Origin of the sequence: Thiocapsa sp. C2-2m, from assembly GCF_041903745.1 — a bacterium.
Classification (GTDB): Bacteria; Pseudomonadota; Gammaproteobacteria; order Chromatiales; family Chromatiaceae; genus Thiocapsa; species Thiocapsa roseilacustris.
Map to the genome: position 1 here is coordinate 76,415 of NZ_JBBWVD010000014.1, position 26,380 is coordinate 102,794.

The following is a 26,380-nucleotide window of genomic DNA, read 5'->3' on the forward strand; positions in this document are numbered from 1 at the left end:
GTGTTCATCGCATCACATAGACCAAGGGGAAAAGGATCAGCCACACCAGATCGACCATATGCCAATAAACACCGCCGGTCTCCATGCCGGTATGCTCACTCGCGGAATAAGCACCTTGGTGGGTCTTCAGCGCCACCGCCGCCAGGATGACCATACCGAGCACCACATGCAGAAAATGAAAGAAGGTCAAGGAGAGATAAAACATATAGAAGGTGTTGCTGCTCAGCCGCACGCCTTCGCCGAAATGGTGGGCATACTCCGCCGATTTGACGACCAGAAACAGGGTGCCCATGGCCAGGGCGGCGAGCAGCCAGCGCACGCTCGTTTTGCGTTGATCCTCGCGGATTGCGGCAATGGCGCGCACTACGAAATAGCTGCTGGTGATCAGGGCCAGGGTGTTGAACAGCGCCGCGCGCTGATCGAGCGTGGCCTGGTATTGGTTGAACATCGCCACATCGCCCATGCGCGCGAAGGCATAGGAGGCGAAAAAGATGGCGAAGACCGCCAGCTCGGCGAGGATGAAGATCCAGATCGCCAAATCACCCGGCGGGTGACGGACGGGCGGGACTGCCGTGAGCGTTGCGGACATCGAGGGCTCTTGATCAGGTCGGATTGGGTCGGATCGGGCATCGGCGGCCCTTCATTGACCTGCATCCTAGAGGGACTGTCGGATATCGGCTTTGATCGACATCAAATCGGGGTGCGGCGGGATCCAGGCCAGCGCGCCTTTCTGACAACTAGCCGACCTCGCACTTCTTTCACAAAGTCCACGCAGACAAAGGCCGCAGGCACCCACCGACGGGCAAGCCGCCGAGGGCGCCTGCGGCCGTGTGGGCTACCAGCTGATGACCTGATAGCTCGGGTCGAAGAGATATTCGCTCACGAGCTCGGGGTTGCCGAGCATGGCGCCTTCAACGAGGCTCTGCGGGTCGATCCCCTGCATCTTGATGCAGAGACGGCAGACGATCATCTTCGCCCCACGCGCCATCAGATCCGCGAGCATGTCGGCGACCGTCGGTCCGGAATCGCCGAAAGGCTCGTCGGGTGCATTTGCGGTGGCGTAGGCGACCGCCTGATGATTCAGGAAGAACGCGACCGGGTGCCCGCGCTCGAGCATGTTCGATGCAAAGTGCATCGCGTGACCGGCAGTGGCAGTCTGACTCGTCGTCAAGTTGATGAACAGGCCCATCGATTTATCTTCGGTGGCTTGGGCGTTGGTGACGACGCATAGAGTGACGAGCAGCAGGCCCAAGCACCAGGTCTTTAAAGTGCGCATGAGGGTATTGACTCCTTGTGGTTGGTCTTGATTCGGATCGGTTGTTTCGATTTGCGGCCTCCGTTTGGATGGCGCCGGGCGACTCCGCGTCATGACGTCACCACCCGAGACTCACGATAGGAGAACCCTCGGGTCCCGACCTTGACGGATATCAAACGACAACCGGCCCGCGGCGCGCGTCGCTAGGCGAAGAGTTTTTCCGGTTCAGCATCAAGCGCGGGCTGCCGTCAGATGTATCGCGGCCAAGGGCATTTGTGATCATACTGTCCCATCACATCGATAGCCGGCCTATCGGAAACCCTTCTGGCCTGAGTGAGGCCCCTCCAGGACACCAACAGGTCCGAGAGGATTCCCGCTCCGAGATCCTTTATGGCAACGACACGCGAGACCGCCAAAACATTACCCGGTCGATCGCCCGCGCAAGCCCCTGCATCCTCGCCGCCGCGATCCGTGACCCTCGGGGATGCCTTTCTCTATTGGCTCAAGCTCGGCTTCATCAGCTTCGGCGGACCGGCCGGACAGATCTCGATGATGCACACCGAGTTGGTGGAGCGGCGACGCTGGATCAGCGAGCATCGGTTCCTGCATGCGCTGAACTACACCATGATGCTGCCCGGACCGGAGGCGCAGCAGCTTGCGACCTATATCGGCTGGCTGATGCACGGGACACTCGGCGGCATCATGGCGGGCGTGCTCTTTGTGCTGCCGTCGCTCGCGATCCTGATCGCGCTGACCTTCGTCTATCTGGCCTACGGCGATCTGCCGGTGGTCGCCGGTATCCTCTACGGGATCAAGCCAGCGGTGACGGCAATCGTCGTCTTCGCGGCCTGGCGCATCGGATCCCGAGCGCTGCGCAACGGCGCGCTCTGGGCGATCGCCGCGGCGGCCTTCGTCGCCATTTTCGCGCTGAACGTGCCGTTTCCGGCGATTGTGCTCGGCGCGGGCCTGATCGGCTATCTGGGTGGGCGCATCGCGCCGGATCGATTCAGGACCGGCGGCGGACATGACTCCGGCAGCGGCGACTATGGTCCGGCGATCATCGACGACGACACGCCGCTGCCGTTGCGCGCTCGCTTCTCGTGGCGGCATACCTTGGGCTACGCCCTGGTCGGACTCTCGCTCTGGGGTCTGGTCGAGGGTCTCCTCTGGCTCGGCTTCGGTTGGCCGGGGACGCTGACACAGATGGGCTGGTTCTTCACCAAGGCGGCGTTCGTCACCTTCGGCGGTGCATACGCAGTGCTGCCCTATGTCTATCAGGGCGGGGTCGAGACCCACGGCTGGTTGACCGGGACCCAAATGATCGACGGCCTCGCGCTCGGCGAAACCACCCCGGGGCCACTGATCATGGTGGTCGCCTTCGTCGGCTTCGTGGGTGCATGGACCAAGGAGATCTTCGGCCCCGATTCCCTGCTGCTCGCCGGGATCGCGGGGGCGGGTGTAGCCACCTTCTTCACCTTCCTGCCGTCGTTCCTCTTCATCCTCATCGGTGCCCCCGCAATCGAAGCCACACGGCATGATCTGAAGTTCACCGCGCCGCTGACCGGCATCACCGCGGCCGTGGTCGGGGTCATCGTCAATCTGGCGGTGTTCTTTGCCTGGCATGTCCTCTGGCCCGAGGGCAGCGAGGCGGCGCCGTTCGCCGGACCCTTCGAGTGGTTCTCGCTGCTGCTTACGATCGCTGCGTTCGTCGCGCTGTGGCGATTCAACGTCGGCGTCATCGCGGTGATCGCGGCCTGCGCACTGGCGGGACTGAGTTACTCGCTCCTGCGTTAGTCCGGCCGCGGGCCGTGGATCAACGCTCCGGATCGAACTCGCGCACGACCCGAAAGCCCATGTCGTCGCTGGAGCCGGTCGGGAAGTCCCGCCACCGATTCGCCGAGCGCACCTCGCGGGGCGGAAAGCTCCAACTGCCGCCCCGATAGACCCGCTGACCACAGCCCGCGGGATTCTCATGAGCGCTCCCGTCGGCAGGCGCCTTCGCGAAGGTCTCCGCAAAGCAATCGGCGACCCATTCGAAGACATTGCCCGCCGTGTCGTAGAGGCCGAAGGGGTTGGGTTGAAAGGAGCCGACAGGCGCCGTTTCGTACCCGTCCCAAGCACTGCCGCAACCGGCGCAATTGGCGAGATCCACACCGAGATCATTGCCCCACCAGAAGCGCGTGTTCGTGCCGGCGCGGGCGGCGTATTCCCATTCGGCGTCGGTCGGCAAGCGATAACGTCGGCCCGTTTGGGCGCTCAGCCACTGGGTGTAAGCGACGGCGTCGTTCCAGGTCACGTTGACGGCAGGGCGTCGTTCACGACCCCAGCCGGAGTCGTCCGGTTTGCCGCGACCGGTCGCGATGCAGAAGGCATCGAATTCGTCGAACGTGACCTCGTAGACCCCGATCGCGAATGGCCTCGACAGGGTTACATCGGTTGGAGGTTTTTCGTCGGCATCCGTGCTGGTTCCCTGCAGATCGCCGCGCGTAAAGCGGCCTGCCGGCAGGGCTATAAGCTCCGGAGCCAGTCCGCCGCCGGCGAGCGAATCGCGCAGCGGTTCGGGCGGACGCGCAGGCGAACGCGGGTCGACATCGCCGGGCGGCTCGACCGATGACGAAACGTTCGAGCAAAAGGATGTCAGCAAGAGTGCCGTCGACAGTGGCATGCGCTTCATCGACCTGTCCTCGAGAGTGATCGAAGGGGAAAACCGGTGACGGCTTGGCCCTTCGAAGGCGACTACCAGGTCAAGGTTTGCGTGTCGTCTTTAAAGAGTGCGCCGCCGGTCAGATCGGGGTTGCCGACCTGCGCACCGGAGATGAGATCCGCCTCGGCGACGCCGTAGTGCTTCATGCACATGGGACACACCAGTACCAGGGCGCCCTTGTCGATCATCGCGGCCAGTTTCTCTTGGTGCTCGCCGAAGGTCGCGGCATTCGCCTTCGCCCCGATGAAGACACTCTTGTCGTTGAGGAAGATGGTCAAGGGATGGCCGCGTTCGAGCTGATTCTTCCCGAAGGTGATGCCCATGTTCGCGCGGTGCGGGTCATCCGTTGTCAGGTTGATGAAGAGCGGGTCGTCTTCGCTCGCCAAGACGGGCGCCACGAGGCCGCCCGCGATCAAGACGAAGGCCACGAGAAGTGTGGCTAAAAGACGCATAGCGGTGTCCTCAGGGTTTTGGTTGGTCTGGTGATCGAAGTGTAGAGATCGTTGGTTTGGCAAGGGACTCGAGCGCCGCGTCGACGCGGTGATCGGAGCGAGGCAGCGTAACCCGAGAAGACGTCGCCCCGAAAGCTGTTCAGGAGCCGAGTCGATGTTGGCATGCCGCAGCCTGCTGGCAGCGGCATGAATCACGCTCGGCATAGCCCTAGCGTCCGGCGCCTAACCGGGACCGGATTGCCGCGATCGGCCCCGGTTTGCACCCCGTTCCTCAGACAACTGCCGGACTCGGTTGCACCTTACCGGCCTCGATCGCCTGCGGGTGCTTGGCATCGTGCGCCGCGACGAAGAAGGACGCGATGTAGGTGCCCAAACCGCCCAGGAAGACGAGCCCTGAAATCACCCGCAGCCAGTAGAAGAGCGCCACCTTCTCCTGCACCACCATGAAGGGCAGCGGCGTTTCCGTGTAGCGTTGCAGGAAGATCTGCAGAATACCTGCCGCGGTAAGGAACAGCGTGATAAACACCATGCCGATGCTCATGAGCCAGAAGGCCCACATCTCCAGAACCTGCGAGCGCATGCTGTTGGCCTCCCGACCGTTCAGGAGCGGCATGGCGTAGGAGATCATGGTGATGTTGATCAGCACATAGGCCCCATAGAAAGCGAGATGCCCATGCGCCGCCGTGATCTGCGAGCCGTGGGTATAGTAGTTCACCGGCGCCAGGGTATGCAGGAAGCCCCAGACGCCCGCGCCGAGGAAGGCGAGCACCGCGGTGCCGAGCGCCCAGAGGACGGCGGCCTTGTTCGGGTGATTGCGCCGACGCTGATTCACCATGTTAAACGCGAACACCGTCATCATGAAGAAGGGCAGGGGCTCGAGTGCCGAGAAGATGGATCCCCACCATTGCCAGTACTCGGGCGCGCCGATCCAATAGTAATGATGTCCGGTCCCGATGATGCCGGTGATCAAGGCCATGGCGATGATGATATAGAGCCATTTTTCGACCACCTCGCGGTCCACGCCGGTCGTTTTGATCAGCACGAAGGCGAGCATGGCCCCCATGATGAGCTCCCAGACGCCCTCGACCCACAGATGCACCACCCACCACCAGTAGAACTTGTCGAGCACCAGGTTGGTCGGGTTGTAGAAGGAGAAGAGGAAGAAGACTGCCAGACCGATCAGACCGATCAGCATGACCAGACTCACGACCGTCTTGCGTCCTTTGAGCACCGTCATGCCGATATTGAACAGGAAGGCCAGCGCGACGATCACGATGCCGACCTTGGTGATGGTCGGTTGCTCCAGAAACTCACGCCCCATGGTCGGCAGGATGTCGTTGCCCGTCATCTCGGCCAGTCGCGCGTAGGGGACCGCAAGATAGCCGATCACAGTCAGGGCGGCGGCGATCAGGAAGATCCAGAACATGACGACCGCCAGCCAGGGGGCATATAGCTCGCGCTCGCTCTCTTCGGGGATCAGGTAATAGGCCGCGCCCATAAAGCCCATCAATAGCCAGACGATCAGCGTATTGGTGTGCACCATCCTGGCGACATTGAAGGGGATCTCCGGAAAGAGGAAATCACCCACGACATATTGGATACCCAGGACGATCCCGAAGATGACTTGGGCGAGAAAGAGTCCGATCGCAGCAATAAAATACGGCTTGGCGACGGCTTGAGATGCATATTTCATCGAATGGATTCTCCGGTGCGGCGAATCAGCCCTGAATGTTCGGCGGCCAGCCTGCCGTATTGATCTCGGAGCTGTATTTCAGGAATTCGGCGATCGCGTCGAGCTCCTCGTTGCTGAAGTTGAACTGAGGCATGCTGCGTCGCCCCGGGATACCCATTGGCGGACGGCTTTGGATATAGGCCTTGATCGCCTCCTTGTTGTTGCCGAAGCGGGTATAGACATTCCCCAGCTCAGGGGCGAAATAGGCCCCTTCGCCGAGCAGGGTGTGGCAGCCGATACAGTTATTGTTCTCCCACAGCTCCTTGCCTTCGGCGATGCGTTGGCCGACCTCGGTCGACAGATCGAGTTGATGGCGTTGATCGCGCTCGGGCAAGGCGAAGGAGGTGTCGAGCGTCAGGGCGAGAAAGAGTAGGATGAAGAAGACGGACCCACCATAAAAGATGTTCCGCGCCATAGATTTCGTGAAGACTTGTGCCACTGGAGAAAGTCCCTCGTCGATCGATCCAAAGGTGAGCGCATTGCACGGCCCCGACCGCCCTGATGCCTTGATGCAGATCAAGCCGCCTTTGCGCCTCGTGGGCTTGGATTTGGTGGAGCGAGCCTGCTTTCTCCGAAAACTACGGCTCTGTGCCGGGTTGACAGGCCGTTCGGGGTCCAGTAAGCGGGGCGCGACGACGGACGTCTGTCACGTCAACCATGGCGAGAGCGCGAGAAGGCCCGAGATGATCGAAGAGTTGAAAACCGCCCCTCTGCTGGCTGGCCTGAGCACAGAGCAGCTGGAGCGTGTGAGTCGGCATGCCGTTCGCGTTGTGCTCGGGGCGGAGCAGATCCTGTTCAGTCAGGGTGATCCAGCCGAGCGCTTCTACCTGGTGCTTGCGGGTCAGATTCAGTTGTACCGGCTCTCCCCCAGCGGCGCCGAGAAGGTGATCGAGCTGGTGTCGCCGGGGCAGACCTTTGCCGAGGCGCTGATGTTCCTCAACGCGCCGAGATACCCGGTCTGTGCCGGGGCGCTGGCGCCGACCGAGCTGATCAGTCTGGACGCACGGGATTTCGCGCAAATGCTGCGTGAGTCGGTCGAGACCTGCTTTCTGATGCTCGGATCACTCAGTCAGCGTCTGCGCGGGTTGATCGGCGAGATCGACAACCTGACCATGCATAGCGCGAGCAGCCGCGTTGCCCGCTATCTGCTCGCCAAGATTCCGCCCGACCGGCGGATGATCAAACTGGATGTTCGCAAGGGTGTGCTGGCCTCGCGGCTGTCGATCCAGCCGGAGACCTTTTCTCGCGTGGTCAAGGATCTTGGCGCCCAGGGTGTGATCGATGTCCATGGCGCGCAGGTCACCATCCTCGACCGTGACGCACTGGGTGAAATCGCCCAACTCCAGGACAACCTGGAGCTCGGCGTGCTGCCATGCGGACCGGCCGGCTTGCTGAATAACTGAGCCTGGTGCCGATTCTCTGGGGGGCGGGGGATTCAGGGGTAACGCCGTCGCATCGACCAGTCCCCGTATCGCTCGGACGCACCGGCTTGCCGCCGGATGGCCTTTGGCGGCGTGCTGTGATTGACCCAGGTCAAGGCCCGGATGTCTTCACGGGTTTCAAATCCGCATCAGGGTCGTGGTCGGAGCGGATGTCCGGGGTCGCGACCGGTCCGATCGCGCGCGTTCGGTGATCCTCTGTTTTGAAGACTCCGGCGTCACAAACGAGGTGACTGCATGGCCAGGAGGTGATTGTGATGACGCGGCCGGCCTACGAAACCAACCCGGAACCCAATCAGGCGGAAGCGCTCATGGAGGGCGTCGACATCCCGGAGGTTGAGCTTTCGGATGCGGACATCTTTGATGCGATGCGTCACCTCTCGGGTTATATCGACATCACGACGGAGGATTTCCGGGAACTCTATCACCTGGCCCATCGGCATGCCATGGAGCGACTCTTTGCGGGCCTGGTGGCTGGTCGCTTGATGCGCGCGGTCAGTGAGCCGCTCGACCCCGCCGTCTCGCTTCATCAGGCGATCGAGCAGATGGACCGCCAGAGTCTGAAGACACTGCCCGTGACGGATGCCGCCGGGCGCGTCGTGGGGATTTTGAGTGAAACCGATGTGCTGCGCGCCATCGGCTGTACCGGCGCGCTGAGTCTGCTTGCCCGACTCGCCGAAGACGACTCGCGCCTGGTCCACGAGCTGACCACCACTGCGGTCGGCAGTCTGATGACGACACCCGCCATCACACTGTCTCGGGGCGCCGGATTTCGCCGCATCATGGCGGCGTTCGCGCAGCATCGAGGCCGCGGCACGCCGGTGGTCGATGACGCGGGTCGGCTGGCCGGTCTGCTGTTGCGTCAGGATGTCCTCGCCGCGTGCCACCTGGATGCGTTGCCGTGAGCCCCGAGACACCGTCTGCACTGAAGGCGTATCTGCGCAAGATGCGCGGAACCACGCGAGGCAGTCCGCCGCGCGTGAGCAATCAGGAGGTGTTCTGGTCCTGGGTGGGCGGCTTTCTGGGGATCGGATCGGTTGCCTGGATCAATCAGGCGCTGTTTTCCGGGACCGATCTGACGCTCACCATCGGCTCGCTGGGCGCCTCCGCGGTGTTGGTCTATGGCGCCGTGCGCAGTCCGTTGGCACAGCCACGGAATCTCGTCGGAGGACACGTCATCTCGGCGCTGGTCGGGGTCACCAGCTGGCAACTACTCGGCGGCGAGCTCTGGCTGGCGCAGGCCGTCGCGGTTGCGACCGCCATCGCACTGATGCATCTAACCAAGACGCTGCATCCGCCCGGCGGGGCCACCGCACTGATCGCGGTGATCGGCTCGGAGGAGATCCACGCGATCGGTTATCTGTATGTTCTGATTCCAGCGACGATTGGCCCCCTGATGTTGCTGGCCGTTGCTCTCGTGGTGAACAACATCCCGGCAACACGCCGTTATCCGGAGGTATGGATGTGACGGACCAAAAGGTGACGACGCGGTTTTGGATCAAACGGACGAGCCCATCCGGCTTCCTCCTCGCGATCCTCTGGCTTGTTCCGCTCGTGCTCTGTTCAGCTGGCGCGCATGCCGGGAAAGTCGTCGCTTACTCCGCCCAGGCCACCGATCTGGAGCCCGATCTTGAAACGGGTGCCGAGATCAACGATGTTTGCGCCGGCTGTCATGGCGAGTACGGGCAGGGCGGCAAGGATGGCGAGTATCCGCGCCTGGCCGGCTTGCCGGCGGCCTTCACGGCCAGGCAGCTCGCCCTGTTTCGCAGCCGGGATCGCGCGAATATGGCGATGGTGGAGCACACTGAGCCGCGCCAGATGACCGATTCCGATATCCGGGATATCTCCGCATTTCTGGCGGCCATTGAGCTTCCGAGTCAACTCCCGCCGGTCGATGAATCGGCACCCGACTTTAACGCCTACGAACGGCTCATGGCCACCAAACGCGTCCTGCAGATCCCGCGGGCGCAGGGTGATACGGCTGCTGGTGAAGCACTCTACCAACGCGAGTGCGCCTCCTGTCACGGACGTGATGGCTGGGGTCGTGCGCGGGACGCCGTGCCGATGCTGGCCGGCCAGTACACCAACTACCTTCAGCGGCAAGTCGGCAAATACATCAATAAGACACGCATCCACGATCCCTCGGAGCCGGATGCCGACGAGCTTCTGGCCGCGTTCAGCGCGCAGGAGCTACAAGACATCTTTGCGTATATCTCGATTTTGGATGACTGAGCCGCCAGACGCACCGAGGAACCGAAATGCCTTTCGGCCGCCGTATTACGCGTGAGAAGAAGACCATCACCGCCATGCTGGGCATCTATTGCCGGGACCATCATCCCGGCAACGCGGGTCTCTGCGCCGAGTGCAGGCCGTTACTCGACTACGCCCACCGGCGCCTGGAGACCTGCCCGTTTCAAGAGGACAAGCCGGCCTGCAACCTCTGCGAGGTGCACTGCTACAGCGCCCTGATGCGCGAGCGGGTGCGCGATGTCATGCGCTATGCCGGTCCCCGGATGCTCCGGCCCCACCCGATCCTGAGTCTCGGGCACATTCTGGACAAGCTTCGGGAGGCGCCGAAATTGAAGGCCCACCGGCGTTCGGACAAGTCGAACCCCTGACGCCCGGCGCGGCTCGGATCAACCCGGCCGGCCGTCCGGCCGCGATGTCACCAGCATCGGGGCGTGCACCCAGAGGAAGAGGCCGAAGGCGAGGATCCAGCAAAGACCTGAACTCATCAGCCAGGCGTGATATCCGCTCGGATCGATCAGCGGCGCGAGACCGCGCAGGGCGGCTGAACAATTGATCAGAACAAAGGCAAGGATCGTCATGCGTGTTGCCTGCATCGCGCGCCCCGTGTGGCCCACCGACACGCGCGCCATCATCCCCAGCGTCACGACGCCGACCGCCCCGATGGTCAGGGTATGCAGCGCACCGCGCGCCGGGAGCGCGGTGAAGGCCGGCAGCCCGTCCAGAATCAACCCGAGCGCGAGCCAGAGCAGGCCGGCATAGAGCACCGCCAGCATCGGCGTCGTCCAAACGCGTCGATCGTGCCACCCGGCGATGCGCACCAGAAGCACCAGACCTAAGCTGATTGCCAGGGCACCGGTCAGCTGTGCGAAGGGTTGGAGCATGTCGGCGGCCAGGAGTGCGCCGGCCAGAATGAACGTCAAGCGCTCGACCACAGGGAAGGTTCGGGGTTTCGCGCCCACGATCCCGCGCTCGGTGAAGAATGGCATCACCCGGCCCGACACCAGCAGCATCGTCAGGATGATCAGATCCAGCATCAGGCGATGACCGCGGGCCGCACCTCCGGGGACGTATCCAAGTGCATCGAGGTGGACCAGTGCGCTCGCGAGGGTTATCCCGGCGAACAGCAGCAGAAAGACCCGGTTGACCGGGTTGGGGCTGCGCCAGAGAGGTCGCCGCAGCGCGATCGCCAGGGCCGGAAAGAAGCTCACATCGACGAGGGCGACCAGGATCGGCGGGACGCCGAGCCAGGGCATGAGCCGAGCCGCCAACCAGAGCAGCACCAGGCCGGCGAGCGCCGCACCCGTGGGCGTGTCGATGCCGGTCCAGTTGCGCACCGCTGTCAGGAGAAAGCCGGTGACAACGGCTGCCAGATACCCGAACAGCATCTCATGGGCATGCCAGAGGGGTCCGGCGAGATAACCCGGTTGCGTTAGTCGTCCTGTCAGCATGGCGAGCCAGACGATCACCAGGGCGACCGCACTGATCCCGGCGGCGAGAAAGAATGGCCGAAACCCAAGGGCGAGAACCGCCAGGGTACGAGCTTTGGGTCCTGCATCGACAAGCATGGGGTTTCGTGTCCTGGCGTGGGATTTCGAGGGAGGAAAGCCGGAAATGGCCTGTGGTCTGCGGAATCGATTTGGGCGGGACTGTCCTGATGCAGCGGGTCGCCACACCACGGGCGATGCGGCTGATGGGGGATCTCGTCGGACGACGATCCTCTTAGGCGAACTCCGGAAACCTTCATACCAAGGGAGTAGGTTGTGCCGAGCCGTGCGAGGCACAACCAACCGTCGGCGCAAGTTGTGCTTCCTATCGTCAGCACAACCTACGGGTATGGAAGTTTGCGGAAATCGCCTTAACGGTATCGACGAGGCTAGGTCCAGACCTTGACGTAAATCAAATCGGCCAGGTTTGGGCGTCGCCTCGGCTGGTCAGACATCGCCGTCGGTTTTTCGGGTGTGTGAAATGCCCTGTTTGCCGTTGGATTTAACATAGATCAAGTTACTCCGCGCCAGGCTTTGTTACGTTCGCCTCGACAAACGACCACTTCGAGATCGTGCTCGCCAATATCGGCCAATAATCGGAGGGAGGACAGAGATGCAAACGCTGACACAGCGCATGATGACCCTAGCAACAGGAACGCTTCTCGGCCTAGGGGTCGCCTCGGCCGCCTGGTCCGACGACACCCTGAAAGACGTCATGGATCGTCGCGGCCTGACCGAGAAGGATCTTCTCGCCGCGGCCAAGACCTATGTCCCCACGGGCGGGCGCGACGAGTTCGTGGTCTTCGCCTCCGGCGGACAGTCGGGTCAGGTCATCGTCTACGGCATCCCCTCGATGCGGCTGCTCAAATACATCGGCGTCTTTACGCCCGAGCCTTGGCAGGGCTACGGTTTCGACGACGAGTCCAAGGCGGTGCTCGCGCAGGGTCGTACACGCGGCAAGGATCTGGTTTACGGCGACACCCATCACCCGGCGATGTCCGAGACGGACGGCGCTTACGATGCCAAATTCGTCTTCATCAACGACAAGGCAAACCCGCGTATCGCGTTGATCGATCTGCACGACTTCGAAACCAAGCAGATCGTGGTGAATCCCTTCTTCAAGTCCTCCCATGGCGGCGCCTTCGTGACGCCCAATACCGAATACGTGATGGAGGCGGCGCAATACGCGGCCCCGCTCCTCGACGACGGTTTCGTGCCCTTGGAGGAGTTCAACGACAAATACCGCGGCGGCCTCACTTATTGGAGCTTCAATAAGGAGAAGGGCCGCATCGAGCCCGAGAACTCCTTTACGCTCGAGCTCGGACCCTACAGTCAGGACCTCTCCGACGCAGGCAAGAAGGACAGTTACGGCTGGGGCTTCACCAACTCCTTCTGTACCGAGCGATATGTCGGAGGCATCGAGCGCGGACGTCCGCCGTTCGAGGCCGGATGTTCTTCCAAAGACACCGATTACCTGCATGTCACCAATTGGAAGAAGGCCGAGGAACTCGTCAAGGCCGGCAAGGTGAAGCAGGAAAAGGGGATGTACTTCATCCCGATGGAGCAGGCGATCGCCGAGGGTCTGCTTTATCTGGTGCCTGAGCCCAAGAGTCCGCACGGCGTGGATGTGACGCCGGACGGCAAATTCATCATCGTCGCCGGCAAGCTCGACAGTCATGTCTCCGTGTACAGTTTCGAGAAGATCATGAAGGCCATCGAGGAGGGCAATTTCGAGGGTAAGGATCCCTATGGTGTGCCGATCATCCCGATGCAAGCGGCGCTCCACACGCAAGTCAATCTGGGGCTCGGTCCGCTGCACACGCAGTTCGACTCCAAGCCTTGCGTTGCCTATACCTCGCTGTACGTCGACTCGCAGGTCGCAAAATACGACTACTGCGAGGGCAAGGTGCTCGACAAGCTGTCGATCCATTACAACATCGGTCATCTCATGACGATGGAGGGCGACACCGTCAACCCGCAGGGCAAGTATCTGGTCGCCCTGAACAAGCTCTCGATCGATCGTCATCAGCCCGTCGGCCCGCTGCATCCGCAGAACCATCAACTGATCGACATCAGCGGCGACAAGATGCAGCTCATCTATGACATGCCTTTGCCGCTCGGCGAGCCCCACTATGCCGCCGCCATTCGTGCCGAGAAGCTGCAACCGGCGGTGCGCTATAAATCCGGCTGGAACAGTCGGACCGATGAACAGCACCCGAATCGGACGCGCGCCGGCCGCGAGACCACCGAGCGGACCTGCGACGCCGAAGGCAACTGCACCACGCGCGTCATGGGTACCGTGATTCGCTCGCACATCACGCCCGAGATCATCGAGGCGGAGGTCGGCGATCAGGTCCATCTGCATCTCACCAACCTCGAGCGTGCTCAGGATCAGGTACACGGCTTTGCGCTCTACGGGCAGAACGTGAACCTCTCGATCGAGCCCGGCAAGACCGCCTCGTTCAGCTTCGTCGCCGACGAGGAGGGCGTCTTCCCTTACTACTGCACCGAGTTCTGCTCCGCCTTGCATCTGGAGATGCAGGGTTATCTGCTGGTCCGTCCGAAGGGCTATCAGGCAACCGAGGTCGCGATGGTCGAAGGAACGCTGTATTCGCAAGCCGACTACGACACCCAGGTCAAGACCAACCTCGAGACCCAGGCCGTCATCGACCAGGTGGTCGCCTACATCACGGCTCGGAACTTCCAGGACTTCCCGACCGCGGTCGCACTCGTCGAGGACGCCACCGACCAGCTCGGGTTTGCACAGGAGTCCAAGAAGAAATCCGAGGACGCCGCCGCCAAGACCGATTGGCAGAACGCCATGCTCTGGGCCAATCAGTGGTGGCAGTACCAGGTGAAGGCCGCCGACCTGGGTCTGCGGGCCAAGAACCTGCTTGATGAGGAGGGCGCAAAGATCAACCCCTAGAAGGATCTTGATCGACCGGGACTTCGGTCCCGGTCGATGACGGTATCTGAACATCAGCAATCGGCCTTTGGCCGGAGAATTCATCATGAACGCCTTGAAGTTCGTTCTCATGTCGACCTCGATCGCCGCGGCGACAGCGGCAGCCTTGCCGGCGCTGGCTCTGGATGGTGCCGAGCTCTATGTGGCGAAGACCTGTGTTGCCTGTCACGGCAAAGATGCTCAAACGCCCCTGTTACCCGTCTATCCGAAGTTGGCCGGCCAAAGCCCGGATTACGCCTATAACCAAATGGTGGACATCAAGAATGGCACCCGCAGCAACGGCATGACCGCGGCGATGAGGGGCATCATGCATCTCGTCAACGAGGATGAGATGCGTGCGATTGCGGACTGGCTGAGTACATTGTAATTAGTCCGCTGTTCCGAGACCGGGGTCTCACTCATTGGCGCGTGCATCACCAAACCGTTTGCACTCAACGCGCAATGTCTCGCGGTGTGAGCATTGCTCAATCTTAGACAAGACCTCGAAAGAACTTGCCGAACGTGGCGCCATTGATCGAGTTGTTCGAGCTTGATTGGAGTACGACATGAATCAACGTCACCTGTTTCAAATCGCAATCCTGGCAGCAGCCGTCGGGACCACCGGTACGCTCTTAGCCGAGGACACGACCGACGCCGACCGTGTCCATCGCGAGGCGCCCGTCGATTGGAATCAAGGCGGGGGCGAGCAGGACGCCGCCTTGCATCTTGAGCCGGATGTCGAGAACGGCATGGATGTCTACGAAGTCTGTGCCGCCTGCCATCTACCCGAGGGCTGGGGCACGCCGGACGGCACCTTCCCGCAATTGGCCGGTCAACACCGCGGTGTGCTGATCAAGCAGATGGCGGACATCCGGGCACAGAACCGCGACAACCCGACCATGTATCCCTTCTCGCTCCCGCAATCGATCGGCGATGCACAAGCGCTGGCCGATGTGGTTGCCTATATCGAAAGCCTGCCGATGAACCCGGCGTGGGGCAAAGGGCCGTATGGACCCGGAACCGAGGAGTATGCGCTGGGCGAGCAGCTCTACAAGGACAATTGCGTGAAATGCCATGGCGACATCGGGATGGGCGACGTGGAAAAATTCTATCCGCGCATCAACGGCCAACATTACGAATACATGGTTCGCCAGTTCGAATGGATCCGTGACCATAAGCGGCGCAATGCCAATCCGGAGATGGTCGAGCAGATCAAGAATTTCTCGGACAAGGACATGCAGGCGGTCATCAGCTACACCTCTTGGCAACCGGTCCCCGAAGAGCAGTTGGCCGACTCGGCGGATTGGAAGAACCCGGACTTCGAGTAATCCGGAGAGGATCACGGTTCGGATCCGGCGTTTGACGAACCGCATCGATGCGGTGCATTCCAGATCCCGAGATCCGCAGCCTGATTCCGATCGCGTGACACCGCTGCGGCGGTGTCGCGTATCGGCTCGACGCTCCTCACTTCAGATGTCGCCGGCCGGACCGATGCTGAAGACTCCTCCACGCAACACACGCGCATGGCCGTATCCATCATGAGCAATACATCGAGTGTCCCCTTTTCGGATCGGCGCACGCCGTTGATCTTCGGTCTAAGTCTGATCGGATTGATCCTGCTCGGCGCCATCTATTTCGTTCCCATCTGGTGGGTCTCGTTGACCGCACCCAACTATCCGCCCGAGTCCTTCCCGGACGGTGTACGCATCCATTTTCACATGAACGGCGTCTTCAACGGCTGCCAGAAGGTCGAGAAGTCGGAGATCACCGAGGACGAGGCACTCAATTGTGTCCATGAGATGGACACCATCAATCATTACGTCGGCATGTATCCCATCTCGGCCGGTGGCGTCGTCGAGCGGGCCTTCGCACCGTTTCTGCTGTCGATGCTCGGCGTCATGATCGTCGGATTCGCCATACCCGGTTCCAAGACCCGATTGGCGGTCATGGGCGCCGGGTTTGCGCTGATCGTCGGCTGGATGACCATGACCTTGTACACGGCCGATGGGCTCAAGCTGAACAGCCACGGCTATCTGAGCGCACTGGCGTTCGCACTCGATCAAGAGACTGCAACGCCCGAGACCGAAAAGGACCTGTCGCCGGCCGAGGCACTGATCGCCCAGATGAAGGCATCGTTGGAGGGGGATGCGGAACCGGAGGCCGACTCGGGTGTTCCGGACATCGACATCGCCGGCGAGCCGGACAAGGCCGCACTTGCCGCAAGCCTGCGCGGTGCCTTCGAGCGCGATCAGGCCAAACAGCCCGTCGGCGAGCGCCTGGAGTGGACCGGGAGCGGGCACCAACTGCTCACCTGGCACTACGGCAAGAGCCTCGGGCGCTACTTCAACAACCCCGACGAGATCCGGCCCATGGTCGTGATCATGAGTGCGGCAGCCCATGTCATCTTCTGGGGGATCATCGGGGCCATGCTGCTGCTGCTCTGGGGTGCGCGCCGCGCGCAAGGTCCGCTGTATTGGCTCTTGATCATCGCGCCGCTTGCCCTGCCGCTGATCTTCATCCTGGACTATTCAGCCTGGCTCTGGTGGTACGGCCACAATATGAATGCGATGGGCGCCTTTACGGTGAAGCCCTTCATGCCGACCGTCTTCGGCGACGGCAAGGTTGCCCAGTTCGGGACCCATTCCTATCCTTATTGGGGCTTCGGGCTGATGCTGCTGCTCTCGGTCGTGCTGGCGGCAGCGACTCTGCTGCGGCGCAAGCAGATCAAGTCATCGGCATGAGCTCAAGCTCAGCTGTAGGATGGGCAGAGCGCAGCGAAACCCATCCTCCAAACCCCAGTCTTGCCCGGTTTTTGTCTGATGCCATTGGCGCGGGGTGGATGGGTTTCGCTGTCGCTCTGCCCATCCTACGGTTCGGGTCCGGCCGGTTTGTATGTGCAGGTTTGCTCCTGATCCCCGCATTGGCCGGGGCCGCCTACCCGCCGCTGCAGCCTCTTGTCGATGCCGCCGAAGCGGGTTCCGTACTCACACCCGAGCCCGGGATCTACGCCGGGCCCGTGCGCTTGGGCAAGCCATTGACCATCGACGGTCGCGATCAGGTGACGATCGACGGCGGCGGCAAGGGCACCGTGGTCCTGCTCGAAACCGACGGGGCGACGCTTCGGAACCTGCATCTCACGAACTCGGGCAGCTCGCACAACGACCTGGACTCCGGCGTGCAGGTTCGGGGCAAGTTCAACGTGATTACGGACAACCGCATCGACAACGCCCTGTTCGGCGTCGACCTGCAGCAGTCCGAGAACAACATCGTGCGGCGAAACCACATCTCGTCCAAGCCGGTCGATCTCGGTGTGCGGGGCGATGCGATCCGGCTCTGGTATAGCTTCAACAACCAGGTCACGGACAACATCATCCGCGACGCGCGCGACACCGTGGTCTGGTACTCGCGCGACAACCTGATCGCCCGCAACGACGCGCGCGGCGGGCGCTATTCGCTGCATTTCATGTACTCCCAGACCAACCGAGTCGAGGGCAACCATTACGAGAACAACACGGTCGGGATCTTTCTGATGTACAGCGACGGCATCATCGTGCGCAACAACCTGATCGCCAATGCCACGGGCACGACCGGCATCGGTATCGGCTTCAAGGAGACCTCGGACGTCGTCATCGAAGGCAATCGCATCCTCTATTGCGCCGAGGGCCTGTATCTGGACGTCTCGCCCTACCAGCCCGGCAGCATCAATTATTTTCGCGACAACCTGATCGCCTATAACGGCATCGGGATCCGCTTCATCAATGACTGGCAGGGCAACGTTCTGACCGGAAACCGCTTCAAGGGCAACACCACGCAGGTCGTAGTGGAGGGCGGCAAGACCGCCAACCGCAACACCTGGGACGGCAATTACTGGGACGATTACGAAGGATTCGACCGCAACGACGACGGCCTCGGCGATTCACCGCACGTCATTCAAGCCTTCGCCGATCGGCTCTGGATGGACGTGCCCCCGGCGCAGTTCTTCAAGGGTGCACCGATGCTCGAAGTGATCGATTTCCTCGAGCGGCTCGCGCCCTTCACCACCCCGGATCTTCTGGTGCGCGACGAGCGCCCGCTCTGGAGCGCGGACACCGAGGTCGTGCTCGCCGTGCCGCAAGCCGGATTGGCGGGCGGTTCGGATTGGGAGCTGGATCCGGACGCGGAGCCCAAGGTGCCCGCCCCCGATGCCGAGCCGGCCGCGACGTCCGGCGGCTATGACGCCTACGAGGCGCTGCGCCGCTCGCTCGGGCGGGATTGAGAGGTGGACCGAACATGACAGAGAAACCGACTGCTCAGTCGAAGGCGAAAACGAAGCCAACACCGAAGCGCAAGACCAAGAAGCTGCGCGAGCAGGGACGGCGCGAGTTCCTGCGCAGCACCGCCCTCCTGGTCGGAGTGGTCGGGGCCTCGCTGGTCGGACTCATCCCGCTGATCGGACAGGCCAACGCGCGTCTGCGTCCGCCGGGCGCACTCAAGGATCGGCTCGACGAGCAGGAATTTCTCTCCGCCTGCATCAAGTGCGGCCAGTGCGTCCAGGTCTGTCCGGTCGAAGCGATCAAGCTGGCCGACATCAACGACGGCGTCGGGATCGGCGTGCCCTATATCGAGGCGCGTGACCAGGCCTGCGACTTCTCCTGCGACGGGCTGCAATGCGTTCTGGCCTGTCCGACCGGGGCACTAACGCACGACATCGACTATCCCGCCGAGACGCGGATGGGATTTGCGCGCCTCGCCCGGCCCGGCCGCTGTCTCGCCGTGCGGGGTCAGCCCTTCAAAGGCGCGGCCCGCGGCACGGATCACCCCGCATTGCTGCGCTTTGAGTCCGTCGACCGCTGGAACCCGATCCCGCTGGCCGAACATCCGTTCGACCTGCCCCTATGCGATCTGTGTGTCCGACTCTGCCCGATCGAGATCCGCATCGCCCAATGCGATGCCGGCACGCCGCCCTCGGGCGATCCCAATCAGTGCCCGCCGTTGCATGCCATCCGGATGCAACCGATGCCGAACGGCCGCGGCGCGATACCGGTGGTCGAAGACGGCTGTGTCGGGTGCGGGGTCTGCGAGATGGTCTGTCCCGCCGAGCCCGCCGCCATCGTCGTGGACATCCATCGGAGCGCCGACTTCCAATGAGCTACTTCATCGACTCGCTGCGCCAGCTGGTGGGGCTCAAACCGGTCAAGCCTGCACCCGAGCAGATCCCGATCCCGATCCAGTTAATCTATAAAGAGAAGCGCAAGACTCCGCTGACCCGCGAGGCGCTGGAAGCGGTCGAGGCCGGTCACGCGCGCAGCCCAAACCGCCACAAATGGCGCAATCGCCGCTGGATCACCTTGATCGTGGTGAATCTGCTGTTCGTCCTGTCCTTTGTACTCGACGTGCAGTTGGTCGAGGGCGCACTGACCGCCTCGCGCGTCATCGGCTTCCACCTGGCCGATCTGAACTCGGCGCTGCAGGTCACACTCGCCTACAAGCACATCGTGGTTAACCTGCTGATCGGCACACTGACCGTCCTGGTGCTCTGGATCCTGCTCGGCGGGCGGACCTTCTGCTCCTGGGTCTGTCCCTATCATCTGGTCGCCGAATGGGCCGAATCGCTGCACCTGTGGCTCGCCAAGCGCGGCTGGGCGATCGACATCCAGTTCCATCGCACCGTGCGGGCGGTCTTTTACGTCATCTTCGCCCTGCTTGCGCTGCTGACCGGCTATACCGTCTTCGAGACCATCTCCCCGACCGGAATCCTCAGCCGCGTGCTCATCTACGGCCCCGGTCTGGCGCTGCTCTGGATCCTCGCCCTGCTGGCCTTCGAGGTGCTGCTCTCGCGCCGGGCCTGGTGCCGCTATGTCTGCCCGATCGGCATCACCTACGGCCTGGTCGGTGTCGTCTCGCCGCTGCGCGTGCAGTACAACATGCAGAGCTGCCATCACGAGGGCGACTGCCGGAAGATCTGCATGGTGCCGCATGTGCTTGACGTCACCATTCGCGGCCGTGCGCAAGGACTTACCACCGACATCGGCGCCGATTGCACCCGCTGCGGTCTCTGCGTCGACGTCTGTCCGACCAGCTCGCTGAGCTACACCTTCAAGGGACTGGAGAAGGCCCTATGATCCGTTTCGAGCAGGTCAGCAAACGCTTCCGACGGCAAACCGTCCTGAAGGGGATCGACCTCGCCATCGAGCGCGGACACCGGGTCGCCCTGGTCGGCTCCAACGGGGCCGGCAAGACCACGCTGATCCGCTGTCTGCTCGGGGAATATGTCTGTCAGGGCAAGGCCCGCGTCGATGATCTGGACCCGCGCGAGCACCGGCGCGAGGTGCTCGGCAAGATCGGCTTCGTGCCGCAGCTGCCGCCGCCGCTCAAGATGCCGGTCGGGCAGTTGATTCAGTTTGCCTCCGGGGTCTGCGGCGCGGATCCACGCCGCATGGAAGCGGTCGCGACACGGCTCGGGTTGGATGCGAAGGCGTTTCGGCACCAGCCCTTCGTCAAGCTCTCGGGCGGCCAAAAACAGAAGCTCTTGATCAGCATCGCCCTGGGTCGGGATACCGAGCTGCTGGTCATGGACGAGCCCGCCGCCAACCTGGATCCCGACGCGCGACACATCTTCTTCGAGCTCCTCGCCGAGCGCCAGGAGCAGGTCGCCATGCTGATCTCCAGTCACCGTCTCGACGAGGTCGCAGCACTCGTGAACCGCGTCATCGAGATGGACCAGGGCCTGGTGGTGCTCGACGACCGCGTCGCGGACCTGGTCGATCTCACCAGCCGTCTGCGCTGCCGCTTGGTCCTGACCCGTGCCGACGATGCCTTCGTGCGTGCGGTCACGCCCTGGGGTCTGCGCAGCAACGATCAGGGCATCACCTGGGAGGGCTGGGTCGCCGGAGCGGATCGACTGCGGTTCCTCGGACTCTTGTCGCGTTATGCGGCGCTGCTTGAATCCATCCGCTTGGATGCGGCGAGCGAGCCCGAGTTGGCGGAGGTGGCGTATGCATAAACCGCGTCCGGTGGGGTTGGCGGTTGTGCTGACGCTCCTGCTCTCCGCCTGCGGCGGCGATCCGGGGCAGGGCCCTGTCGAGGTGAAATGGGACCGCGATACGTGCGAGCGCTGCCGCATGGTCCTCTCCGACCGTCTGCACTCCGCTCAGGTGCGTGTCCCGACACCGGACGGTCGCTCGCGCGTCTATCGCTTCGACGATATCGGATGCGCGCTGATCTGGCTCGAAGAGCGTGCCGAGAGCGACGACCCCGCCACCGAGATCTGGGTGAACGACTGGCGCACCGGCGACTGGATCGATGCTCGCACCGCGACCTATCTGCGCGGCCAGGTCACGCCTATGGAATACGGACTCGGCGCCCAACCCGAGCCCGCGCCGGACGGGCTCGACTTCGCGCAGGCCAAGGCGCACATCTTCGATGTCGAAGCGCGCTTCAACGTCCACGGCGGACACCTGGATGGCAACCCGGCGTCGCCCGGCGCGGCATCGGATCAGATCCCGCCGGCGGAGCCTATTCCGGCGACCGTTCAGCCGCATGACCACGCCGATTGAGCCGTTAATGGAGTCCCGAGACCATGCGTGAATTCTGGCTGACCGCCCAGACCGATCTCCTCGAGTCGTTCCGGGCCAAGTGGTTTGTCGCCTACACGCTCGTCTTCGGCGGGCTGGTGGTTCTGCTGTTCGCCTTCGGGCTGACCGAGTCGCGGATCATGGGTTTTACCGGGCTGTCACGCCTGATGGTGACCTATATCCAGCTCGCCATGGCCATCCTGCCCGTCTTCGTGCTCATCACCACGGTCCGCTCGGTGGCCGGCGACCGCGAGGCCGGCGTCTACGAATACCTGCTCTCGCTGCCCATCGGGCTGGCGCCCTGGTATTGGGGCAAGCTCGCCGGCCGTTTCCTGGTCGTCTTCCTGCCCGTGTTTCTCGCAATGGTCGGCGCCATCGTCTGGGGCTCTGTCAAAGGGGCCGAAGTGCCCTGGGTGCTCTTCATCTGGTACACCGCACTGCTGATGGCGCTCGCCTGGTGTTTCCTGGGCATCGGGATGCTGCTCTCCACACTCAGCCGTTCGGCCGATGTCGCCCAGGCATCCGCCTTCGTCGTTTGGCTGACGCTCCTGCTGTTCCTGGACCTCATCCTGCTTGGCACCCTGATCCGCAATCAGATCCCGCCCGAGACGGTCGTCGGTATCGCCTTGGCCAATCCCATGCAGGTCTTCCGCACGGCGGCGATGCTCCTGCTCGACTCGCAACTGGTCATGCTCGGCCCTTCGGCCTACGTCATCCTCGACAACTTCGGGCAGGGCGGTTACATGGCGTACGCCATCGTCTACCCGATGCTGGTCGGCACTGCGTGTGCCTTCGGCGGCTATCTCCTCTTTCGTCGAGGTGATCTGCCTTGACGACTGCTGCATTGGCCGCGGCCAGCTTGGTCGACACACACTGCATCCGAGGCGTCCGTCGAGGATGCGGGCGCCGCGATGGCGGTCGTGGGCGACATCGGCGAAGTCGAGCCATTTCCCGCCGGCACCGAAGGAGCCGCGTGACCAGTCGGCCCAGTCCGAGTCGGGCTCGCGGCCGCCGATCTCGGTGAGCCAGAAGCCCTGGTGACGGATGGCGACGCAGTAGTCGGGCTGCGGGCCAGTGGCGTCTTGCGTCATGCAGTCGGGGATGAGCAGCCGCTCGCAACTCAGTGCGATGACTTACCAGGCCGCTCGAGAGAGGCGGATCGGATCGACATCGGGGAGTACTCCGAGGGAAAACCAACGACCGACAGGCAGACTTGTAAAAACTGGATCGCAGCAAACACCGATCCGGTACTGATTGGAAAATCATCAGCGCTTGTGTGGTTCATGCCAATCGATGTCTAGGCGGGTATGTTTCCCATCCAGTGCTTTACCGCATGCGCTTCGATCATTGACTCGCCATTCTTGAGGAAGATCAAGGTTTGCCAAGAGCGCCGCTGCTAGCGTCCGGGTTGAGAAAGTCTACTTGCCACTGTAAAGCACCTATGAATATCTCAGGAATTTTGGTCATCGTTCCTCCCGGCCGAATCGAAGACGTGAGGCTCAAGCTCAACGGGCTGCCCGGGGTGGAGGTCCATCATACCGAGCCCGAGACCGGGCGACTCGTGGTCGTGCAGGAGGCCGAGACGGTCGACCAGGAAGTCGCCGCGCTCTGCCGCATCAAAGCGCTGTCCGGCGTAATGCTGGCCGAGATGGTCTACCACGTTTTCGATGAAACGCCGCCCGAATGGGACGCGATCCCCGCTGAAATGGCTGCGTCATAGGACGCAACCTCACCCGACCTGCGCGGGTGAGCGCTTAAAAACAACAACGAGATCGAGGAGGAATGATGGAGCTTAGCCGCCGTATCTTTCTGAAATCAGGCGTTGCCGCTGCGACAGCGATGGCCGTCGGAATTCCCATCAGCCGTATCGCCAGTGCGGCGGTGGCCGAGACCGAGCAGGATTGGCGGTGGGACAAAGGCGTCTGCCGCTTCTGCGGTGTGGGCTGCGGGATCATGATCGCGACGCAAGACGGCAAGATCGTCGCGACCAAGGGCGATCCGGACGCCCCCGTTAATCGCGGTCTGAACTGTGTGAAGGGCTATTTCAACGGCAAGATCCTCTACGGCAAGGATCGCCTGACCCAGCCCTTGATGCGAATGACCGACGGTCGATTCGATAAGAAGGGCAAGTTCACGCCGGTGACCTGGGATCAGGCATTCGACGAGATGGCGTCCCAGTTCAAAAAGGCCTACGAAGAGAAAGGGCCGACCGGGATCGGCGTCATCGGCTCCGGCCAATGGCTCATCCAGGAAGGCTATGCGATGACCAAGCTGATGAGAGCCGGTTTTCGCAGCAACAACCTCGATCCCAATGCACGCAATTGCATGGCCTCGGCGGTGGCTGCGTTCATGCAGGTCTTCGGCATCGACGAGCCGCCCGGCAACTACGACGACATCGAATACACGGATACCGTCGTCGCCTGGGGTGCGAACATGGCCGAGGCGCATCCGGTGCTCTGGCAGCGCATCATCGACCGCCGCCTTGGTCATTCGGATACCAAGATCGTCAACATCACGACGCTGCGGAACATGACCTCCGAAGGATCGGATCTCGAGATCATCATCAAACCGAACACCGACACGGCGCTCCTGAATTTCCTGGCGCGGGAGATCATCCAGCGCGGTGCCGTGAATCAAGCCTTCGTAGATGCCCATTGTGTCTTCTGCGCCGGCCCGACCGATATCGGTTACGGGATGCGTGCGACGGACAAATTCGCGTTCGAAGCCGAGAAGGATATCCAGGCCCGCGAAACCGAGGTGACTCTGACGCGGGACGAGGCCATCGGGCTTGGACTGGATCCCGAGCAGGTTCACAGGGTCAAGCAGGACAACGCAGCCACGGCCGACCGACACTGGCTGGTCGGCTTCGAGGACTTCAAGACCGGCGTCGAGCCCTACACCCTGGATTTTGTCGCCGAGCTGGCCAAGGGCGATTCCGAAGAATCGTTGGATGCGTTCAAGGCAAAGCTGGTGAGACTGGCGGATTTATACGCCGACCCGAATCGCAAGATGGTCAGTTTCTGGACCATGGGCTTCAATCAGCATGTGCGCGGGACCTGGGTCAACGAGCAGATCTACAGCGTGCATCTCCTGTTGGGAAAGATCGCCGAGCCCGGCAACAGCCCCTTCTCCCTGACCGGACAACCTTCCGCCTGCGGGACCGCGCGCGAGGTCGGCACCTTCAGTCATCGGCTCCCGGCCGACATGGTCGTCAACATCGCCAAACACCGGGACATCACCGAGAAGACTTGGAAGCTGCCGCCCCACACCCTCAACCCCAAGGTCGGGAGTCACATCACCAAGATCATGCGTGATCTGGAAGACGGCTCGATGTCCTGGGTCTGGGTGCAGGTCAATAACCCCTTCCAGCATGTCGCCAATGCCAATCATTGGCTGAAAGCCGCACGCGAGAACGACAATTTCATCGTCGTCTCGGACGCCTATCCGAGCATCTCGGCCAAGGTGGCCGATCTGATCCTGCCCGTCGCCATGATCTTCGAAAAATGGGGCGGTTACGGGAACGCCGAACGGCGCACCCAGCTCTGGCGCGAGCAGGTTCCACCGCCCGGAGACGCACGCAGCGATCTGTGGCAGATCCTTGAATTTTCCAAGCGCTTCACCCTGGCCGAGGTCTGGAAGGAGCAGGCCATTCCAGGGCTTAAAGACGAGGGATTCGAAGAGGGAAAACTCCCGGACGTGATGGCCGCTGGACAGGAGATGGGCTACAAACCCGAGATGACCTTATACGAGGCACTCTTCGAGACACCCGAAAATAAGGCGTTCGCCTGGCCCGATCCGGTCGCTAAAGGACACGACAATCACACAGTCAAACACCTTGATGTGGACTGGTTTGTCGAAAAGGCATTGTTCGAAGAATACGCTGCCTTCGGGCGCGGTCATCATCACGACCTCGCGCCTTTCGATGTCTACTACCAAGACGACGTGCGTGGTCTGCGGTGGCCGGTGGTCGACGGCAAAGAAACACCCTGGCGCTTCAACGCCAAATACGATCCCTACGTGAAGAACGGCGAGATCGAATTCTACGGCGCTGCCATGAAGGAGCTGGTGACCGGCAATTTGAACGGTCCCACGACCGAGGAGAAGACCAAATTCCCCGGCAAGGCGAAGATCTTTTTCAGACCTTACGCCGCACCGGTCGAGTCGCCCGACGGAAATTACGACCTCTGGCTCTGCACCGGGCGGATCCTTGAACACTGGCACACCGGCACCATGACGCGCCGCGTGCCCGAGCTGCATCGGGCCATGCCGGCGGCCGTGCTGGACATGAACGAGAAGGATGCCGAGGAGCGCGGGCTCAAACGTCAGGATGCGGTCTGGATCGAGTCGCGACGCGGCAAGATCAAGGCAGTGATCGAAACCACCGGCCGAAATCGTCCGCCGCGCGGCTATAGCTTCATGGCCTTTTTCGACGAGTCGGTCTTCGTCAATAAGCTGTGCATCGATGCGACCTGTCCGATCTCCAAGGAAGAGGATTTCAAAAAGACCGCGATCAAGATCTATAAGGTGTAGCGCGCCTTCATCGGCGTCATCGACAGTACCCGGATGT

Annotated in this window: 25 protein-coding genes; 18 read left to right on the top strand and 7 right to left on the bottom strand. The window is 62.2% G+C overall.

What is annotated here, in order from left to right:
- Window positions 1–4 precede the first annotated feature (4 nt).
- Window positions 5–589, bottom strand: a complete 585-nt coding sequence (locus tag AADX97_RS12620) for a cytochrome c oxidase subunit 3 family protein (protein ID WP_374235544.1) — start codon at window positions 587–589, stop codon at window positions 5–7.
- A 246-nt stretch (window positions 590–835) separates the two neighbouring features.
- Window positions 836–1,276 (bottom strand): DsrE family protein, encoded by a 441-nt coding sequence (locus tag AADX97_RS12625; protein WP_374235543.1) that lies wholly within the window; start codon window positions 1,274–1,276, stop codon window positions 836–838.
- A gap of 369 nt (window positions 1,277–1,645) precedes the next feature.
- Between AADX97_RS12625 and chrA the strand changes: the two genes are divergently transcribed.
- Entirely contained in the window at window positions 1,646–3,049 is a 1,404-nt protein-coding gene (chrA, locus tag AADX97_RS12630; protein WP_374235542.1) for a chromate efflux transporter, read from the top strand.
- 19 nt (window positions 3,050–3,068) lie between these two features.
- Here chrA and AADX97_RS12635 read toward each other — a convergent pair whose 3' ends face one another.
- The 4 genes from AADX97_RS12635 to AADX97_RS12650 all read right to left on the bottom strand — a co-directional run bounded on the left by AADX97_RS12635 (window position 3,069) and on the right by AADX97_RS12650 (window position 6,558).
- On the bottom strand, window positions 3,069–3,929 hold the full coding sequence (locus AADX97_RS12635; RefSeq protein WP_374235541.1) for a formylglycine-generating enzyme family protein: 861 nt from the start codon (window positions 3,927–3,929) through the stop codon (window positions 3,069–3,071).
- Between the two features lie 62 nt (window positions 3,930–3,991).
- Window positions 3,992–4,411: a DsrE family protein gene (locus AADX97_RS12640; RefSeq protein ID WP_374235540.1), complete on the bottom strand. Its 420-nt coding sequence runs from the start codon at window positions 4,409–4,411 to the stop codon at window positions 3,992–3,994.
- A 271-nt stretch (window positions 4,412–4,682) separates the two neighbouring features.
- A complete protein-coding gene (locus tag AADX97_RS12645) occupies window positions 4,683–6,104 on the bottom strand; it encodes a cbb3-type cytochrome c oxidase subunit I (protein WP_374235539.1) in 1,422 nt (473 codons plus the stop codon).
- 25 nt (window positions 6,105–6,129) lie between these two features.
- Window positions 6,130–6,558, bottom strand: a complete 429-nt coding sequence (locus AADX97_RS12650; protein WP_374235537.1) for a cytochrome c — start codon at window positions 6,556–6,558, stop codon at window positions 6,130–6,132.
- A gap of 268 nt (window positions 6,559–6,826) precedes the next feature.
- Between AADX97_RS12650 and AADX97_RS12655 the strand changes: the two genes are divergently transcribed.
- The 5 genes from AADX97_RS12655 to AADX97_RS12675 all read left to right on the top strand — a co-directional run bounded on the left by AADX97_RS12655 (window position 6,827) and on the right by AADX97_RS12675 (window position 10,200).
- Complete coding sequence (locus AADX97_RS12655; RefSeq protein ID WP_374235536.1) at window positions 6,827–7,546, top strand: Crp/Fnr family transcriptional regulator; 720 nt, start codon at window positions 6,827–6,829, stop codon at window positions 7,544–7,546.
- 293 nt (window positions 7,547–7,839) lie between these two features.
- Window positions 7,840–8,487: an HPP family protein gene (locus AADX97_RS12660; protein ID WP_374235535.1), complete on the top strand. Its 648-nt coding sequence runs from the start codon at window positions 7,840–7,842 to the stop codon at window positions 8,485–8,487.
- Entirely contained in the window at window positions 8,484–9,050 is a 567-nt protein-coding gene (locus tag AADX97_RS12665) for an HPP family protein (protein ID WP_374235534.1), read from the top strand. Before AADX97_RS12660 ends, AADX97_RS12665 begins: the two co-directional genes overlap by 4 nt.
- Window positions 9,047–9,814: a c-type cytochrome gene (locus tag AADX97_RS12670; RefSeq protein WP_374235532.1), complete on the top strand. Its 768-nt coding sequence runs from the start codon at window positions 9,047–9,049 to the stop codon at window positions 9,812–9,814. The genes AADX97_RS12665 and AADX97_RS12670 overlap by 4 nt, the downstream gene beginning before the upstream one ends.
- 26 nt (window positions 9,815–9,840) lie before the next feature.
- Window positions 9,841–10,200, top strand: coding sequence for a nitrous oxide-stimulated promoter family protein (locus AADX97_RS12675; protein WP_374235531.1), 360 nt, complete (start codon window positions 9,841–9,843; stop codon window positions 10,198–10,200).
- A gap of 18 nt (window positions 10,201–10,218) precedes the next feature.
- On the opposite strand, the gene AADX97_RS12680 is transcribed toward AADX97_RS12675, so the two are convergent.
- The gene (locus tag AADX97_RS12680) at window positions 10,219–11,397 is read right to left on the bottom strand and encodes an NnrS family protein (RefSeq protein ID WP_374235530.1); all 1,179 of its coding nucleotides are present in this window, start codon (window positions 11,395–11,397) and stop codon (window positions 10,219–10,221) included.
- 532 nt (window positions 11,398–11,929) lie between these two features.
- On the opposite strand from AADX97_RS12680, the gene nosZ reads away from it, so the two are divergent.
- From nosZ to napA, 12 genes are all read left to right on the top strand, one after another.
- Window positions 11,930–14,242 (top strand): Sec-dependent nitrous-oxide reductase, encoded by a 2,313-nt coding sequence (gene nosZ, locus AADX97_RS12685; protein ID WP_374235529.1) that lies wholly within the window; start codon window positions 11,930–11,932, stop codon window positions 14,240–14,242.
- An 85-nt stretch (window positions 14,243–14,327) separates the two neighbouring features.
- Window positions 14,328–14,648 carry a cytochrome c gene (locus AADX97_RS12690; RefSeq protein ID WP_374235528.1) on the top strand — a complete coding sequence of 107 codons (321 nt, stop codon included), beginning with the start codon at window positions 14,328–14,330 and terminating at the stop codon, window positions 14,646–14,648.
- Window positions 14,649–14,826: 178 nt separating this feature from the next.
- The gene (locus AADX97_RS12695) at window positions 14,827–15,588 is read left to right on the top strand and encodes a cytochrome c (protein WP_374235527.1); all 762 of its coding nucleotides are present in this window, start codon (window positions 14,827–14,829) and stop codon (window positions 15,586–15,588) included.
- Between the two features lie 210 nt (window positions 15,589–15,798).
- A complete protein-coding gene (locus AADX97_RS12700; RefSeq protein WP_374235526.1) occupies window positions 15,799–17,001 on the top strand; it encodes a hypothetical protein in 1,203 nt (400 codons plus the stop codon).
- Window positions 17,002–17,162: 161 nt separating this feature from the next.
- Complete coding sequence (gene nosD / locus AADX97_RS12705; RefSeq protein WP_374235525.1) at window positions 17,163–18,515, top strand: nitrous oxide reductase family maturation protein NosD; 1,353 nt, start codon at window positions 17,163–17,165, stop codon at window positions 18,513–18,515.
- A 14-nt stretch (window positions 18,516–18,529) separates the two neighbouring features.
- A complete protein-coding gene (locus tag AADX97_RS12710) occupies window positions 18,530–19,387 on the top strand; it encodes a 4Fe-4S binding protein (RefSeq protein WP_374235524.1) in 858 nt (285 codons plus the stop codon).
- On the top strand, window positions 19,384–20,361 hold the full coding sequence (locus AADX97_RS12715) for a NapH/MauN family ferredoxin-type protein (RefSeq protein WP_374235523.1): 978 nt from the start codon (window positions 19,384–19,386) through the stop codon (window positions 20,359–20,361). Before AADX97_RS12710 ends, AADX97_RS12715 begins: the two co-directional genes overlap by 4 nt.
- Entirely contained in the window at window positions 20,358–21,242 is an 885-nt protein-coding gene (locus tag AADX97_RS12720; protein WP_374235522.1) for an ABC transporter ATP-binding protein, read from the top strand. Before AADX97_RS12715 ends, AADX97_RS12720 begins: the two co-directional genes overlap by 4 nt.
- A complete protein-coding gene (locus AADX97_RS12725) occupies window positions 21,235–21,795 on the top strand; it encodes a nitrous oxide reductase accessory protein NosL (protein ID WP_374235521.1) in 561 nt (186 codons plus the stop codon). Before AADX97_RS12720 ends, AADX97_RS12725 begins: the two co-directional genes overlap by 8 nt.
- A 23-nt stretch (window positions 21,796–21,818) precedes the next feature.
- Complete coding sequence (locus tag AADX97_RS12730; RefSeq protein WP_374235520.1) at window positions 21,819–22,646, top strand: ABC transporter permease; 828 nt, start codon at window positions 21,819–21,821, stop codon at window positions 22,644–22,646.
- 608 nt (window positions 22,647–23,254) lie between these two features.
- A complete protein-coding gene (locus tag AADX97_RS12735; protein ID WP_374235519.1) occupies window positions 23,255–23,533 on the top strand; it encodes a chaperone NapD in 279 nt (92 codons plus the stop codon).
- A gap of 62 nt (window positions 23,534–23,595) precedes the next feature.
- Complete coding sequence (gene napA, locus AADX97_RS12740) at window positions 23,596–26,343, top strand: nitrate reductase catalytic subunit NapA (RefSeq protein WP_374235518.1); 2,748 nt, start codon at window positions 23,596–23,598, stop codon at window positions 26,341–26,343.
- Window positions 26,344–26,380: the final 37 nt, after the last annotated feature.

Excerpts from the sequence above, each read along its gene's own strand:
- AADX97_RS12620 (WP_374235544.1), bottom strand. The coding sequence starts at position 589 with ATGTCCGCAACGCTCACGGCAGTCCCGCCCGTCCGTCACCCGCCGGGT.
- AADX97_RS12625 (WP_374235543.1), bottom strand. The coding sequence starts at position 1,276 with ATGCGCACTTTAAAGACCTGGTGCTTGGGCCTGCTGCTCGTCACTCTA.
- chrA (WP_374235542.1), top strand. The coding sequence starts at position 1,646 with ATGGCAACGACACGCGAGACCGCCAAAACATTACCCGGTCGATCGCCC.
- AADX97_RS12635 (WP_374235541.1), bottom strand. The coding sequence starts at position 3,929 with ATGAAGCGCATGCCACTGTCGACGGCACTCTTGCTGACATCCTTTTGC.
- AADX97_RS12640 (WP_374235540.1), bottom strand. The coding sequence starts at position 4,411 with ATGCGTCTTTTAGCCACACTTCTCGTGGCCTTCGTCTTGATCGCGGGC.
- AADX97_RS12645 (WP_374235539.1), bottom strand. The coding sequence starts at position 6,104 with ATGAAATATGCATCTCAAGCCGTCGCCAAGCCGTATTTTATTGCTGCG.
- AADX97_RS12650 (WP_374235537.1), bottom strand. The coding sequence starts at position 6,558 with ATGGCGCGGAACATCTTTTATGGTGGGTCCGTCTTCTTCATCCTACTC.
- AADX97_RS12655 (WP_374235536.1), top strand. The coding sequence starts at position 6,827 with ATGATCGAAGAGTTGAAAACCGCCCCTCTGCTGGCTGGCCTGAGCACA.
- AADX97_RS12660 (WP_374235535.1), top strand. The coding sequence starts at position 7,840 with ATGACGCGGCCGGCCTACGAAACCAACCCGGAACCCAATCAGGCGGAA.
- AADX97_RS12675 (WP_374235531.1), top strand. The coding sequence starts at position 9,841 with ATGCCTTTCGGCCGCCGTATTACGCGTGAGAAGAAGACCATCACCGCC.
- AADX97_RS12680 (WP_374235530.1), bottom strand. The coding sequence starts at position 11,397 with ATGCTTGTCGATGCAGGACCCAAAGCTCGTACCCTGGCGGTTCTCGCC.
- nosZ (WP_374235529.1), top strand. The coding sequence starts at position 11,930 with ATGCAAACGCTGACACAGCGCATGATGACCCTAGCAACAGGAACGCTT.
- AADX97_RS12690 (WP_374235528.1), top strand. The coding sequence starts at position 14,328 with ATGAACGCCTTGAAGTTCGTTCTCATGTCGACCTCGATCGCCGCGGCG.
- AADX97_RS12695 (WP_374235527.1), top strand. The coding sequence starts at position 14,827 with ATGAATCAACGTCACCTGTTTCAAATCGCAATCCTGGCAGCAGCCGTC.
- AADX97_RS12700 (WP_374235526.1), top strand. The coding sequence starts at position 15,799 with ATGAGCAATACATCGAGTGTCCCCTTTTCGGATCGGCGCACGCCGTTG.
- AADX97_RS12710 (WP_374235524.1), top strand. The coding sequence starts at position 18,530 with ATGACAGAGAAACCGACTGCTCAGTCGAAGGCGAAAACGAAGCCAACA.
- AADX97_RS12715 (WP_374235523.1), top strand. The coding sequence starts at position 19,384 with ATGAGCTACTTCATCGACTCGCTGCGCCAGCTGGTGGGGCTCAAACCG.
- AADX97_RS12720 (WP_374235522.1), top strand. The coding sequence starts at position 20,358 with ATGATCCGTTTCGAGCAGGTCAGCAAACGCTTCCGACGGCAAACCGTC.
- AADX97_RS12725 (WP_374235521.1), top strand. The coding sequence starts at position 21,235 with ATGCATAAACCGCGTCCGGTGGGGTTGGCGGTTGTGCTGACGCTCCTG.
- AADX97_RS12730 (WP_374235520.1), top strand. The coding sequence starts at position 21,819 with ATGCGTGAATTCTGGCTGACCGCCCAGACCGATCTCCTCGAGTCGTTC.
- AADX97_RS12735 (WP_374235519.1), top strand. The coding sequence starts at position 23,255 with ATGAATATCTCAGGAATTTTGGTCATCGTTCCTCCCGGCCGAATCGAA.
- napA (WP_374235518.1), top strand. The coding sequence starts at position 23,596 with ATGATGGAGCTTAGCCGCCGTATCTTTCTGAAATCAGGCGTTGCCGCT.